The sequence below is a fragment of the Dictyobacter vulcani genome (assembly GCF_008974265.1).
In the GTDB taxonomy this organism is placed as follows: Bacteria; Chloroflexota; Ktedonobacteria; order Ktedonobacterales; family Ktedonobacteraceae; genus Dictyobacter; species Dictyobacter vulcani.
The window spans coordinates 55,920-70,329 of sequence record NZ_BKZW01000003.1; the positions used below are offsets into that span (position 1 = coordinate 55,920).

11 protein-coding genes are annotated in these 14,410 nt (G+C 47.1%); 6 read left to right on the top strand and 5 right to left on the bottom strand.

All coding sequences use genetic code 11. The features are described 5' to 3' along the window. Window positions 1-384: 384 nt before the first annotated feature. Window positions 385-1,962, bottom strand: a complete 1,578-nt coding sequence (locus KDW_RS24430; protein WP_162005579.1) for a DEAD/DEAH box helicase — start codon at window positions 1,960-1,962, stop codon at window positions 385-387. Window positions 1,963-2,288: 326 nt separating this feature from the next. Next, on the bottom strand, window positions 2,289-3,305 hold the full coding sequence (locus tag KDW_RS24435; RefSeq protein WP_151758558.1) for an aldo/keto reductase: 1,017 nt from the start codon (window positions 3,303-3,305) through the stop codon (window positions 2,289-2,291). Between the two features lie 288 nt (window positions 3,306-3,593). Between KDW_RS24435 and KDW_RS24440 the strand changes: the two genes are divergently transcribed. Then, window positions 3,594-4,130, top strand: coding sequence for a DUF1269 domain-containing protein (locus KDW_RS24440; protein ID WP_151758559.1), 537 nt, complete (start codon window positions 3,594-3,596; stop codon window positions 4,128-4,130). Between the two features lie 75 nt (window positions 4,131-4,205). On the opposite strand, the gene KDW_RS24445 is transcribed toward KDW_RS24440, so the two are convergent. Continuing rightward, window positions 4,206-5,297, bottom strand: coding sequence for a hypothetical protein (locus KDW_RS24445; RefSeq protein WP_151758560.1), 1,092 nt, complete (start codon window positions 5,295-5,297; stop codon window positions 4,206-4,208). Between the two features lie 333 nt (window positions 5,298-5,630). Further along, window positions 5,631-7,868 (bottom strand): FUSC family protein, encoded by a 2,238-nt coding sequence (locus KDW_RS24450; protein ID WP_151758561.1) that lies wholly within the window; start codon window positions 7,866-7,868, stop codon window positions 5,631-5,633. 526 nt (window positions 7,869-8,394) lie between these two features. On the opposite strand from KDW_RS24450, the gene KDW_RS24455 reads away from it, so the two are divergent. The 3 genes from KDW_RS24455 to KDW_RS24465 all read left to right on the top strand — a co-directional run bounded on the left by KDW_RS24455 (window position 8,395) and on the right by KDW_RS24465 (window position 10,580). Further along, window positions 8,395-9,417 (top strand): hypothetical protein, encoded by a 1,023-nt coding sequence (locus KDW_RS24455; RefSeq protein WP_151758562.1) that lies wholly within the window; start codon window positions 8,395-8,397, stop codon window positions 9,415-9,417. Window positions 9,418-9,592: 175 nt separating this feature from the next. Beyond that, complete coding sequence (locus tag KDW_RS24460; RefSeq protein WP_151758563.1) at window positions 9,593-9,901, top strand: 4a-hydroxytetrahydrobiopterin dehydratase; 309 nt, start codon at window positions 9,593-9,595, stop codon at window positions 9,899-9,901. Between the two features lie 205 nt (window positions 9,902-10,106). After that, window positions 10,107-10,580 carry a peroxiredoxin gene (locus KDW_RS24465; protein ID WP_151758564.1) on the top strand — a complete coding sequence of 158 codons (474 nt, stop codon included), beginning with the start codon at window positions 10,107-10,109 and terminating at the stop codon, window positions 10,578-10,580. A gap of 61 nt (window positions 10,581-10,641) precedes the next feature. Here KDW_RS24465 and KDW_RS24470 read toward each other — a convergent pair whose 3' ends face one another. Continuing rightward, window positions 10,642-11,856, bottom strand: a complete 1,215-nt coding sequence (locus KDW_RS24470) for a lipid II:glycine glycyltransferase FemX (RefSeq protein WP_151758565.1) — start codon at window positions 11,854-11,856, stop codon at window positions 10,642-10,644. Between the two features lie 1,156 nt (window positions 11,857-13,012). Between KDW_RS24470 and KDW_RS24475 the strand changes: the two genes are divergently transcribed. Then, a complete protein-coding gene (locus KDW_RS24475; protein ID WP_233097897.1) occupies window positions 13,013-13,264 on the top strand; it encodes a helix-turn-helix domain-containing protein in 252 nt (83 codons plus the stop codon). A 386-nt stretch (window positions 13,265-13,650) separates the two neighbouring features. Further along, complete coding sequence (locus tag KDW_RS24480) at window positions 13,651-14,373, top strand: YjbE family putative metal transport protein (protein WP_151758566.1); 723 nt, start codon at window positions 13,651-13,653, stop codon at window positions 14,371-14,373. Window positions 14,374-14,410 lie beyond the last annotated feature (37 nt).

The window sequence follows — 14,410 nt, forward strand, 5'->3', positions numbered from 1 at the left end:
TTTGATAGATGTTTTTATAAGAGCTACCATTGAAAAAGATGTGGCATGTGGATCTCTATATATCGTATCCTTTACATTTATACGCGCACCCCGTGGGAGGGGGTCTAAAAAAACTTTATCACAAGCACCCGGAAAACACAAGTGACGAGCGTGTGATGGCAGTGCTATCCAATTCTGGTTGCAAGCGGGGATGCAAGGGGCGGGCCAGCCCCTTGCCGGAGCACGAGGCGTCCTCGCATCTCCTCCCTCTTCTCCCGCCGAAGGCGGGACAAAAAGAGAATTGGAAAGCCCTGCGTGTGATGGAAAGATTGATGAAGAAATAAAAAAAGAGCAGTTTTAAGACATGCTCAGGTCGTTGGGGATTTTTAGTGCTGATACAGCAGCTTAGCGGCGGCCGGAACGGTTAGCGGCAGCGGCACGGCGTGCTGGATTTGATGTTGTGACTTTGCTCTTTTTTTGTGGAGCCTGAAACTGTGACTCAGGAACCGCAAAGGCGTGGTCTTTTTCTTTATAGGTGCTCTGATTGCGGCCGAAACGAGCTGGTCGACCGGTACCTCTTCTGCCATTTCTGGCACTGCCCGCACCAGGATGCTGTGGCCGTGAGAAGTCCTCTGACTGCCATTCAGGTGTATAGGCTGGTACCTCATTGACAACATGCTTGCGGGGCACGCGCACTGTATCGGTATCTGCATAGCTGTCCTGCATGGGTCTTGTGCGTGGTCGGCGCTCCTGTGTGGAGAATGATGGTTTACGTCCACCACGTCCGGCTGGCTGTTCGCGTCTCTGAACTGGCTCTGCAATAGCTACCGGGGCGGCTGGGCGAACGAATGGTTTCGCCACCATGGCATCCTCAGCAATTGGGAGTCGCTCTAACGAGACTGCCTGACCCAGATTCTGGGACATGCGTCGCCATTTACGGACATCAGATGGCACCAGGAGTGTAATCGCTCGACCCTGACGGCCCATACGACCTGTACGCCCGATCCGGTGTGTAAAGAGTTCACTGGATTCTGGCAGCTCGTAGTTGATAACCTGAGTGATACCTTGAATGTCCAGTCCACGGGCGGCCACATTGGTTGCCAGTAATGTCTGTACCTGACCATGGCGGAATGCGCTGAGAACCTCTTCACGGGCCCGCTGGCTCTTGTTACCATGCAGGGTGCCAACCGTAAAGCCGAGTTTGCTTAGCTGTTTGCCGAGTTTCTCAACGCCAAACTTGGTTTTACCAAAGATCAGGCTGCTCTCGCCTTCGGCTGAATTAAGCAGAGTACAGAGTGCGGCCATTTTCTGTTCCTGTGGAACCTGATACGCAATCTGTTCGATCGTGCTCTGAGCGCCGTCTGCGGATGTAATAGAAACTTTGACTGGATCTTTCAGGAATTTCTCCTGAATTTTCGCGACCCAGGTTGGCATCGTGGCTGAGAATAAGGCCATCTGTCGGGTGTCGGGTGTGGTGGTCAGAATCTCTTCGATCGCTGGTGCAAAACCACTATCCAGCATCTGATCTGCCTCGTCCAGTACGCAGATACGTAATTGACTGAGGACAAGACTACCGCGCTCCAGATGGTCCTGGATACGTCCCGGAGTGCCAACGATGATCTGTGATCCATATCTTAGAGCAGACATCTGGCTATTATAGGGGCGTCCTCCAACCAGGAGAGCTGTGGTCATGCGACGGCTGGCGGCCAATCTGCTTAAGACGGTATTGACCTGAACGGCCAGTTCGCGAGTAGGTACGATAACCAGGGCTTGCACTACACGTCTGTCACTGAGTCGCTGTACTAATGGCAGGCTATAGGCCAGTGTTTTACCGGAGCCAGTCGCGGACTGTCCGACGAGATCACGGCCGTCCAGCAAAGCTGGAATCGCTTGAGCCTGAATGGGGGTTGGTTCTTTAATGTCCATTTTCGCTAATACCGAGCGTGTGGCAGCATGCAATGGAAAATCCTGAAATGATGGCATGAAAAAAAATCCTTTCGACCATATGCGCCTTTTGTGGACGCGCAACAGCTCCCTGGAGTAATAAGTGTCAGCAGGGAGTATCAGGAGCAGGCCGTAGCAGGATACGGGAGCAATGCTGCTAGCTGATATCAGGTACGAACGTGAGTGCAGGAAGAGTTTATCTATAGAGGATTGCTCAAAGCCCTTTAGTGTCTTTACCGGGGAACAGTAGTGCGAGCAGTCTGTTCCAGGCCATGCAAACATTCATAACTCTGCGAGTATATATTATTGCATGTGGTTTGTCAAGCAAAGGAAGAGGCGTAGGGCCAATTATCTGGCCCTATTCCTCAGGAATTGCTGACTATCTGGTTGATGTTTTGCAGTTCATCCGGACTGAATTCTACATGGTCAAGTGCGGCAACGTTCTCTTCGATCTGTTCGATGCGTGAAGCCCCGATCAGGACACTGCTGACAGCAGGATGTTGCAGGCACCAGGCGATAGCCATCTGGGGGAGTGTCTGGTCGCGTTGCCTGGCAAGTGTATTGAGGCGGCGCACTTTCTCGCGTTTTTCCTGGCTGGCTACATTTTCAAGACTTTTTTTGCCCCATACATTGGTGGCCCGTGAGTCGATTGGTAGCTCCTCTCCCAGATATTTGTCGGATAGCAAGCCTTTTGAGAGTGGACTAAACGCAATCACACCGATGCCATTGTTCTGAGTATGTTCAAATAAATCCTGTTCACAGCGGCGTTCAAAGATGTTGTAGCGTTGCTGATGGAGCAGGATTGGTGTGAGCGCCAGGCGTTGGGTGACCTGGATAGCTTGCTCGAGTTGTGCGCCTGAAAAATTACTGATCCCGATGTAGAGTGCTTTGCCCTGGCGAACGATCAGATCGAGGGCGCCCATGGTTTCCTCTAATGGTGTCTGGGGATCAGGTCGGTGTGCATAAAAGATATCAACATAATCAAGTTGTAAGCGACGCAGGGATTGATCCAGACTGGCGACCAGGGATTTCTTCGAGAGCCATTCTCCATAAGGTCCTTCCCACATGTGGTAGCCAGCTTTCGTCGAGATCAACAGTTCATCGCGGGGCATCGCCCGCAAGATTTTTCCGACCAGTTGTTCAGCGGCTCCTGGTGGACGACCATAGTTGTTGGCCAGATCAAAGTGAGTAATACCCAGATCAAAAGCACGATAAAGACAGGAACGGGCCGAGGCTTCATCGCGATAACTCCCATAGGTCTCATGGGCCCCTAGCGAGATCGCTGGCAACTGTAGTCCTGAGCGCCCACACCGATTATAGTGCATCTGCTCATAGCGGTTCTCATTAAATACTTCCGGCTGCCCTGCAAGTACTTGTTCCATGTGTTCTCCTTTATGGGGATAGAACTTAATGCCCGGTTCAATGGAAAAATATGCTCCCTTTTACTGTACACCTGAGTCCAAAGTCGCCTGATACAACAATAAATGAGTGCTGCAGGTGCGAGGCTTTATAGCGAGAAGCTGAGCACAGTATGAGGTCCATCTCACAGAAATACTCAGTAAGCAAACTCCAACTTTTGGTTGAGGGTATTTGTGTTTTTATGTACTACTATATTTGAGTAGTAGCTAGTTGTTTTTGTAGTTTTACATTCCCATCTAAGGAGAAAAAACATGGCCGTACAGCCTGATAAAAACAATCAACTGGTTGTCAGTGTGTTTGATAATATCATGAAAGCCAAGCAGGCTCAGAAAGATATAGAACTGTGGGATGAGGCGCAAGCCGCTATAAAGCTTGGTGGTAGCGCTATTATCTATAAAGATACAGTTGATGGGAAGATTAAGCATGAGCAGAGTGCGAAGTTTGACTGGAAAAAAGGAGCTTTGATTGGTCTGCTGTTGGTTCCACTGACAGGTGGACTCTTACTACCAGTCTTTGGAGCGGCGGCTGGCCTGGCAACTACGTGGTTAAAAGGGATCAAACGAGAAGACATTGATAAGATTGCTTCGCAGGTCAACGCAGGTAAGGCTGCCCTGGCAGTTCTTTGTGATGAACATGAGATGCCGATGGTATCCGCGGAACTGACGCGGTTAGGTGGAACAACCATTACCGGTTATAAAATTCCTGATAAGACGGCTGTAGATGTGCAAAATGCGGTGCAGAGTGCGGCGGATAAAGGGCAGATCGGTTCGCATGGTAGCGTAAGTTAAGCTGATGCTAGCGACTCCTTCCCTTATACCAGGGAAGGAGCCTTATTCTGTTCCCCTTCACGCATGCTGGAAAGATTAATTATCCCATGGCTGGCGTTTGGGTGGAGTTGAGTTCGAGGAGGATGGCAATAGATTGCTTCCAATGAGTTCGCTGATCAGAGGATCAAGATCGGTTCCACCGGGCATGTGATAGAAGGTCATGTGTGTGCGTTTGGTTTCACGTACGCCCTGGATCATGCGCGCCAGTTCGCTCTTTATTTTTTTTAGTTCTTGTTCATTGACGGCTGTACGCTGTAATCGTGTGATGAGCATGTTGACCGCACTACCAACTTGCCAGAGTACGTTTTCCTGACTGTAAGGCGCGCGCACATTAAGATTACCATTGGCGGCTTCTACCAGCGTTTGCAGCAATATTTGAATACCGATGTCCAGCTCTTTTTTCTGCTGGACCATCTGGCTTTCTAATTGGGCGATAAGTTCGGCCTGATTAGCGCGCTCAATGGCCCTGGTGGCATTACGTACCCACAGATAGGTGATAAAGGCCACAATGATCTGAATGGCGATTGGACGCAGGAGTATCGTATAGTCAGTCTCGGTCAATACCTGGTGTAAGTCGGGAGTATGTGGCTGGAATATCAGATCCAAACAGATGAATGCGCAATTGAAAAGTGCTATATAAATAACGTTTCTGGCTGGAAGAAATGATACTGCGATAATGATGGATAGAACAAATAAATCATAGATTGGCAGAGAGTTCTGAGTGAGCTCAAAATGTGGATAAGATAACATGATTGAGATCAGCGCTGCATCCACTGCAATAACGAGCGTTATGCCCAACCATCTGATTTTCCCTTGCTTATTGAAGATCATTGCAAGAAATGTGGCTATGATCAAACCGATGACTGCTGGTAATACATGATAATTGGTGCTGGTTAGACCCGCAGGTATAAATGCAGCACAGGCGAGAAAGGAGATTAACAGGAAAATACTGGCTATCCGTGTACGGTTAAGGGGATCATCTTCAATTTTCACCTTCCGCTTGTCTGGTTCAACCAGGTGATACCACCAGGACAAGAAGCTTTTCTCTTCTTGCTCTTTCATCACAAAAGCTGCTGAATCTGGCAAGTTCGCGTAGTGACGATTGGCTGTTGATCTCTTTACATCCATGCCAAGAGCACTCCTTGTTGTTTGTATGTAGCTGTTAAATAGACACTAGCATGCTCTCTCCTTATTTACCACTTTTTCTTTAGCAGGATCACGAGAGAAAAATAAGTGGATATAGTATGAGAGAAAAACAGGCTACTGTTGTTCGTTTGACGGTAAAAAGACCAGTTAAAATTCAGGCGTGGATAAAATAAGTGCTTCATCGCGAATACTATCAATAAATTATATTTTTGTCAATAGTTATAGGATGTAGTACTTGATTATAAATTAAGTTTATCGCATGGTTTTTGCATAAAATTCAAGTTTATGCTCTTTGACATACGCTGCTATAAAAGATTACGCGCTGGCCAGATCTCCTGTCTGTTTCGCTTCAATTTGAGTATAAAGTAATTGTTGCATCGCATGGATGTTAGAGATGATGAGCCTGGACTCAAAAAGAACGAAGCTTAAGCGGGCCGAGGCGATTTTATCTTGTGTGCGTAGTTTACTGCGCTTTGCTTCGAGCTGTCTCAAGATAGAATCTACATCTGGCACTGAAGTGTTTGTCTGTTCGCCACGTAGTGTGGCGCTCAAGGATTCCAGCATGCCGGCAATTGCGGCTTCCAGCGGTGCGAGCATGGGTAAAGGAGGATGTGATGGCATATTCAATAAATAGGCTTCGAGTGAGATGATATTTTCGGCTATCTGCTCAGCATTGGTGAGCATACATTGGGTGGTGTTTTTATCAAAAGGATATTTTTCTGGTTCTTTCAGGGCTTGATTAACCGAAGCCTCAGCATTGGTTCGTGCCAGGCGTGCCTGCTTGCGGCATTCGAGAATGCTGGCGGGATCATAGTTATCCGGATCAATATAAGCGTTTATGACTTCGATATAATAATAGTTTAATGCTTCGAGCCTGTCTGCGATGCGCGTAGATATCCTGAGATGTTCCCAGGTGGGCCAGAGCAGATAGACTATCAGTGCAAGCATACCACCAATAATTGTATCGACGGTGCGATAAATTCCTAGCTCAATCGTATGTTTATCAACAAAGTTTAAGAGGACAATAATTTCTATCGTCATAAAATAGGAAAACATCCCATAGTTGGCGATGAGCAGGGCATAGGCACCGAAAGTTACGATGACTTCTATAATGAGCAGTGTTGTATAAGTGGGAGGTAAGATATCCAGTAGCAATGAAATCGATAATGCGCCCAGCATGGTGCCGAGCAAACGTGCGATGCCACGTGTGAATGTGGTGGTAAAGTCTGGTCGCAGCACCAGTATCGCGGAAATCGGGATCCAATAGCTACGCTCAAGGGGTGAAAAGCGATAGATCATAGAGGCGATGACCATCACAATCGCCAACCTGATGGCGTGCCGAAAAACAGTAGATTGGAGGGTGAGGTTGGCCTGGATCGTGCTCAAAGGATTTTTGAGTTGAACTCGGGTATGGGCTTTCAGCTGTACGCGCCATTGTGGTAGCTGTGGACGCCAGGCAAGTACTGGTCGGCTTTTATGTGTTGAGCGGTTGAGTTTGTCTGCGTTACGTAAATGGGCGCGCAGGGATTTGTAATGAATTTGAATCTGTTGCAGTTTGTAGTTATCAGGTTCATGCTGAACGAGCTCTTTGATCAGTCTATCTATATACTCATAACGCTGTGTTTGTTTATCCGCTAGCGCTGTCTGTGTAATATCTTCGGCCATAGCATTCAGGATATTTTTTAGCTCTTTTCTGATTTCGGCCGCTGTTTGTTCGTATTGTTCTCCCCCTTGTTCGATGAATAGTTGTAGCGTGTCGGACATGATTGTCAGTCGCAGGCGAATACTGCCTGCTTGTTCAAAAAGGCGATAAAAAATTTTAGCTTTTTTCCCAACAGGCTTATTTGTCGTGAAAATATCCTCGGCTCGCCTCAAATCGCTACTTATCTGACGTATATTATCAATGTCATTCGGATCTTCTGCATAATCTGCCAGGGACTGATAGATAGTGATGAGTAGCTGGCTTTCTGAGCCGACCTTTTGTCTGAATGGGATAACTGAGAGCATGATCTGGAGAAGGGCTCCGATAAACATCAACAGCGCTTGCAGCAGGGCCTGGACAGGACTGAGCGTGAAGTGGGTCAGAATAATCATGGCGATGGTGGATTGGAGTCCAATGATCATTGCATTCTGATTGATCGCCAGGAGGAGTCCTGTGGCAAAGCTCCAGATGCCAATGGTCAGGATCGAAAGCCAGGGATAGGGTTCGGTCAGGGCACCTATACAAGCCGAGATGGCTACGCCCAGTCCAACTAAGATCATGGTACGCAGGCGGATACGATGAGTAGACGTCAGGCTCACACTCCCCAGGCTTGATGCTCCACCAGCAATCGAGACGCCCTCAATAATATGTCCTGTGATTACACCGAGGACTAATGGTAGAACAAAACCGATGGTGCTAACAATTGAACGAATAATAACAAGCTGTGAACGATCAAAACGAAAAACCATTTTCCATGCGTGCTTGAGCGCTTTTAGCCATGATTGACTTTGAGCACGTAGATTGGCTTTGGATGCTTGCTGCTGTCGGGTGGATCTTGTTGTTGACGCCATAGATTTTTAATTCTTGCTAGCAAATACTACCTACTTCTTTCTCTACCTTCTATCCTTTTCACGGTGATTAGTTGACTAATGATACAAACAGAGTTGCCGTGATAATCTGCTTGATTCCATCCCAGGATGATGATGCAGCTATCCCTTCATGAACCACGTGTGGCCTTGCCTGGCATGTCTTGCCAGTTAGCAAATTACAGCATACAATGAGCTTGTTTTAAATCCTTTGTCTGATACCAAAGATGTGGCACAGCTATAAATGAGCAATGCTATATCTGTGTATATAAATCTATTAGATAAGCTTGTCGATAAAAGGAGTAAAGATGCAACTGGCCTTTCTTGTAGGTATCACAACCCTCTGCGTCACAGTTTTTGTGTACCTCTGGTTAGTTAGACTGGAAAAAAGCAGGCAAACAACAATTCTGGCGGGACAAGGTTTGGTACCAGGCACAACGCCCATCTCCCCACCTTCGCAGGCAGCAGTGGCTTCGTCACCTTTCGCATCTGCTCCTGCGGCAGGACCAGTTTGGGGCGCCCCACCACCCTCAGGGGCACTGTCACCAGAGCCCCCTTCGGGCGCATTGCCACCAGAGTCACCCTCAGGCGCATTGCCACCAGAGTCACCCTGGGGCGAACTGCCATCAGCGCCACCCTGGGGCGAACTGCCACCCTCAGGCGCATTGCCACCAGGCCCCCTCCGGGAGCACCAGCCTTGGGTGCTGCTGATAACCAGTCGCCATATCAACCAGATATTCCTGTCTGGCAGCGCAAGAGACCGTTTGAAGAGGTGGTGAATAACAGCTTTGAGGTTGAAGACGCTGTCGTTTTGCAGACACCTGTACCAGCAACCCCATCTGGCAAAGCTTATTATTTGATTAAGCGCAGAATGCGTATCACGTATAGTCGTTTTGCTCATGTCGGTAAAGCCTGCTATATTTCCATCAAGATTGCGGGGGATTTAAATGATCTTTCAGCAATGACCAGAATTCAGCATACAACCTTGCAAGTTGCCCCCAATAACTGGTTGTTACTCAATGCCTATGAGCCCGAGCCAGTATTACAGGCTGAGTTGCATTTTGCCGATGGCGAATTTAGCTGTAGTCGTAAGGTGTTGCGGCAAAGATTATTGCGGCAGGCGGAAACAGAGTTTCAATTTGTGGTGAAACCACTGAAAGATGAAGATTGCCTGTTGACAGTCGAACTTTTCTATATCCATGAATCCGCCGCCAGTCTGGTTCAGGATGATACAAAAACAATTGCTGAGAAGATCTTATTAACCAATCTGGTGATTACCGCGACCAGTTTCTTTGGCTTCCATGCGGGCCAGCTCGCACTGGTAAAGCGTTTGATCAGCATTATTGGGGTGGCCCTGCTTATTTTTTTAGCCATTCGTGATGGACAATTTGCTACTAATTGTGATCTTCAGCAGCTTAATTGTACAACCGACGTTGGCAAGATATTCGAATATTTGATTTTGATACTTGCTAACATTGTCAGTGTACCTGTATTGGATGAGTTGAAGGAGCGCCTGACCAGAACACGCCATTAACAGAGCTATAGAAGACTGGATAAATTTCAGATGTGTAAAAGGTTCTGGGATAATATATTATTGAAAAGATAGCTTTGAGTGCATGGTATACTTGTGATGAATGTGACAGGAAATAGAAGTACCATGGATGATCTTTTGGCCCTTCTCTATACTTTCTGTAGAAAGGAGTTACGTTATGCAAACTCAAAGCGCACGACTAAGTGATGAGGAGATTCAGGTACGGCTCCTGGCAATTTCCGATTGGCAGTTAGAGCGAGGCGAATTACAAAGTACTTTTTCGTTGGCTACATTTCCACAGGCGATCTTTTTTGTTGATGCAGTCGCTCACGTTGCTGAAACTGAGCAGCATCATCCTGATATTTCGATCTCTTATGACAAAGTAACGTTGCGTGTGGCAACCCACGCTGCCGGTGGTATTTCTGAAAAGGATTTCACGCTGGCCAGGCGTATCAGCCAGCTCTGGCAGGTGCTACGGCCCCTCTAAGTATGGCTATTTACCAACGCTTCTTTTTACAGTGTTGTACACTTCATTGATTGGGATACGTTTTCGCGCTACTTGCAGAACGTATCCTTTTGATTTGAGGATGCATGCACAAGTATTTGTGCATACGCATGTGTTTGTTACCTGAAATGATTCCACACAGCATCTCAGGAATATTCGAGAAATTATGTATCAGGAGTTTTCAATTATGGCTTCATCAACACAAGGCAAGGTTCAGGTGGGAGAGCAAGCCCCTGATTTTACATTGCCGACCCAGGATGGACGTACGGTAAGTTTAAAGGATTACCTTGGTCAGAAAGCAGTCGTGCTCTATTTTTATCCCAAAGATAACACCCCTGGCTGTACGGCTGAGGCCTGTGCTTTTCGCGATAGTTATGAAGTATTTAAGCAGGCCGGCGCTGAAGTTCTGGGTGTGAGTTCAGACTCTGTGGATGCGCATCAAAAATTTGCCACCAAATATCGATTGCCTTTTATCCTGTTGAGTGATAAAGACGGGGCGGTTAGAAAGCTGTATGGAGCCGTTTCGGCGTTTGGATTGTTGCCTGGCCGGATTACCTATGTAATTGATAAAGAGGGGATTGTACGCCATGTGTTTTCTTCACAGCTTGCGGCCGAGAAACACATCGATGAGGCACTTATCACTTTAAATGCTGCGAAATAATCCACCAGAATAGATTTTTGAGGGAGACCGGCGCAAGGTATGTGCCTTGCGCCGGTCTCCCTCAAATCAGGAAAAGCCATCTGACGTTATTTACTTGTTTCGACTTCTGACTTTTCTGTCGGTGCAGATTTGGCTGGTGTAGACTTTGCGGGTTCAGTGCCTGCGGCCTTGTTCTGATTTTGTCCCGAGCCACGCGCTCTAACTCTAACTGTGAGCGTTCTTTCTGGCGGCGAGCGCGGCGAATATCGATAAGCTTATTCCAGGCTTTATAAAGAATAGGATTATAGATGTAGTCCTGGGTATTGATCACCAGGCGAGAGAAGCCATCAAATCCTTTTTTGAATTCATAGACGCCCCACATTTCTTCGCCGGGCTTCAAAATATTGGGAATAGCGCGGAAATCGAAGAAGCTACAACCATTCTCCCGGGCCCACAAGAAACAATGATACTGGATCAAATAGGTGGCTTTAAGGTTGCGTTTGCTATTGGTTGAGCCACCAAACATATCCCAGCACCAATCACCCATTTTGATCAGCATTTTGGTCGCAATTGCCTCGCCATCATGCTCAGCCAGGAAGAGCACGGCCTGTCCACGTTTCTGATACCGGGTAAACATCTCTTTATGATAGTCTTTGCTGTGAATAAAGAAGTCATCCCGCTCACCGGTGACGGAAAGGATATTGTAGTAGGTATCAAAGTCCGCATCGGTGGTCGCCTCCCGAATGGTAACCCCTTTGCGTTGTGAGGAGCGCACATTCTGGCGCCAGGTCATCTTAAAGTTGGCCAGCAGCGTCTCAGGATCTGGTCGCACGTCCAGCACCCAGCTACGGCGCGAGACACCTGTGTGGGTGTTGGTTTTGAAGCCCAGTTTCTTAAAGGCATTGAGCCAGTCTTCAACCTGTGTATCATCGTCTGGAATATTTGGATCTATCCGTAAAACAATCGCACGCTCTTTGCGGGCAATGCCCTGAGCATGCTTGACCAGGGCAGGCAGCGCTGGCGAATCTGGTGCCTCTAGCACTGGACCACGAATGCAGTAAAGATAATTCAGGTGCAAAACAGGCAAAGGGATAGCAACGACGTGGAGCTGCATAACGCCGATCAACTGGCCATTACTCAATGCCCCCAACCGATAGACGCGTGCTTTTAGATACTGGTTCAGCTCACCCCACTCATATGATTGCATTAGATGTACATATTGTTGTTGACTTACGAAGGCATTCCACTGCTCTCGGTCTGTAATCTCTTGAATAGTTATATTAGTTGATGTATTCATGATAGATAATACTTTCCGCTGAATTATGGATTGATACCGATCTTACAATAGACGCGTGCATAACTGTTCAACACAATATGATCCGGTGCATTGTTTTGACATCTTCTCTTCATTATTTTTGATGCCTGCTCCCTGGTGACCTTGTGCGCAGAGGCGATCACAATTTTTCTGCGCAGATGCCTGCCTGTTTACGTCTTTCTGTCTTTTTCTATTTTGACTTCATCTCAACCTCTGACCAGACCACGTATGAAACCATGTGGATTGACCAACAGGATCCCGATAGGGCATAGAGTTTGATACCCTATAGTTCTGTCGAGATGACGCACAACATCCTAAAAAAACGTTCGTTCTGCTTTGTTCGTGTTCTCTGCCGTTGTGACTATCTTTTTCTGCTTCGCACCGTGAATCTTTCTGTGCCACAGACCAGTTATTCTTTTAGCACTTTATTTGTATACCATATTTCGTAGCTGAACCGATAGCAGACAGAACTTTTGGATTATTCCGGGGCGCGTATTCGTAGGGATTGGGCTGTCGAAAAAAAGCTGCTTTTTCGACACAGCCGTTGATAGGCTGTGCGAGCACACGGTATGCTTCAACCCACGATTAGTCTGATTTCACCATGAATAGCCTGATACGTAGTGTTCTGTCCTGTATGCCATAATTTCTGGCACTAACCTCTTTAACGGAGAGATTGGCTTCTGTATATAGTGATAGTAAGTGTTGTGCTTTGGGATCGCAAAGTATCGCCAGACATGGTTTTTTGTCCAGTCTTTCAGGATGCTACGTTTAGGTTATGATGACGCGTTGCATGTGGATGTTACCGCTAGGATGACGTGTCGGTACTAATAGGGACTTTGTCGGTAAAACCATCGGACTTTGCGTAGTTGCTCCGGGTAAGCTACATTATTTTTCTCTCATTATTTGTTTATCAGTGGTGACTAGTAATAAGTGTTTACCCTAAAACCTATTATTCAACGTCTTGATTCTATAAATTGAACTGTATATGCATTGCCAGTGCTTTTACTATGAATGCATAAACATCAAAAATGCAGCGTATGTTTTGTATTCATATAATACAGCTCAGTTTAAACAGCAGGCTCGTAATAGTGTCATCTACTGGAAGAGTATTTGTGAAGTGAGTATAAGGAGGTCAATCATGGCCCGACATAAACAAACAGATACTGTTGAAGTACATGGAAAGAACGATCCTGAAATGGGCGGTGATCTGCTCACAGTAAGAGAGGTTGCTCGTCATTTAAGGGTCGATGATACAACTGTACGCCGCTGGATTAAGTCCGGAGCCTTAGAAGCTGTTGCGCTGCCGCATAGTGGTAAGCGTTGCGGTTACCGTGTACGTAAGAATACGCTGGATGCTCTGTTCAATACAGGAACACCATCCACTGTCTAGAAGTCTGTCAGACATCATGTGATGGGGAGGTTGGGATGCAAGGGGCGGCGAGCCCCTTGACTGGGGATCGGGGGCTGTGCCCCCGTCATCCCCCCCCCCCTCCCGCCCGCGTAGCGGGCGCGCAACCTATCACACGACATTTGACAATATACTAGTTTTGTTATAAAGGGAGAGGAGTGACACCTGTGGGTGTTGCTCCTCTTTTGTATAATTTGATAATTGAGAATCCTTTACGTTTAACTACTTAACCCATATCAGGTGGGTCTTGATTAATGCTGGGATTTTTTACTGCTTAGCTTATTGGCTCAGCAGTTGAAGCTATAAAAATAGATGACTCGTGCGTAAGAAAGAGTTGCAGAAGAATATTTATTGTAAGGAGTGTCTGCATGATGCAATGGTTGACCGCCATTGGCGGTATTGTTTTGTCCGATCTTGTTTTGAGTGGTGATAATGCCCTGATTATAGGGGCCGCAGCTGCAGCCCTGCCGCGTACTCAACGTAAATGGGCCATTATTATTGGTGGTGGGGGGGCTGTTATCCTCCGTATTATCTTCGCCATTGCTGCGACCCTGCTTTTGCAAGTTCCGTTGTTGGGTGTGTTTGGTGGCCTTATTTTGCTGGTAATCGCAATCCGACTTTTGTTAGAGCGAAGCAAAGAATCCAGAAAATCTGACTCTGAGAAGCAACACGAGCAAGATAGACTAACCCAAAAAGGTGCCGATGGCTTCCTGGCCTCGTTACTCACCATTCTGGTGGCCGACGCTACTATGAGCCTGGACAATGTGCTGGCGGTTGGCGCGTTAGCTGAAGGTAGGATCTTATTTCTCGTTATCGGATTACTGCTCAGTATCGCGATTTTGTTAGCTGGTAGCTCGCTGATTGCTAATCTGATGGATCGTCTGCCCTGGTTATTGGATGTTGCCTGTCTGGTATTGGCCTGGACAGCTGCCCATATTCTGCTGGGTGATGATAGCTTGCAAGGTTTTTTTGATAGCTTACCCTGGATACAGTTTGTGGCCCCAGCCATTACAATTGCTATCGTGTTTGCTGCAGATATTTTTCTGCATAAACGTGATAAACGGATGCAGAAAAATCAAATAGTTTCATAACAATACACGCAGTCACCCATCGAGCGACTGCGCGTAT

Coding starts and splice junctions, on each gene's coding strand:
- KDW_RS24430 (WP_162005579.1), bottom strand. CDS start 1,962: ATGCCATCATTTCAGGATTTTCCATTGCATGCTGCCACACGCTCGGTA.
- KDW_RS24435 (WP_151758558.1), bottom strand. CDS start 3,305: ATGGAACAAGTACTTGCAGGGCAGCCGGAAGTATTTAATGAGAACCGC.
- KDW_RS24440 (WP_151758559.1), top strand. CDS start 3,594: ATGGCCGTACAGCCTGATAAAAACAATCAACTGGTTGTCAGTGTGTTT.
- KDW_RS24445 (WP_151758560.1), bottom strand. CDS start 5,297: ATGGATGTAAAGAGATCAACAGCCAATCGTCACTACGCGAACTTGCCA.
- KDW_RS24450 (WP_151758561.1), bottom strand. CDS start 7,868: ATGGCGTCAACAACAAGATCCACCCGACAGCAGCAAGCATCCAAAGCC.
- KDW_RS24460 (WP_151758563.1), top strand. CDS start 9,593: ATGCAAACTCAAAGCGCACGACTAAGTGATGAGGAGATTCAGGTACGG.
- KDW_RS24465 (WP_151758564.1), top strand. CDS start 10,107: ATGGCTTCATCAACACAAGGCAAGGTTCAGGTGGGAGAGCAAGCCCCT.
- KDW_RS24470 (WP_151758565.1), bottom strand. CDS start 11,856: ATGAATACATCAACTAATATAACTATTCAAGAGATTACAGACCGAGAG.
- KDW_RS24475 (WP_233097897.1), top strand. CDS start 13,013: ATGGCCCGACATAAACAAACAGATACTGTTGAAGTACATGGAAAGAAC.
- KDW_RS24480 (WP_151758566.1), top strand. CDS start 13,651: ATGATGCAATGGTTGACCGCCATTGGCGGTATTGTTTTGTCCGATCTT.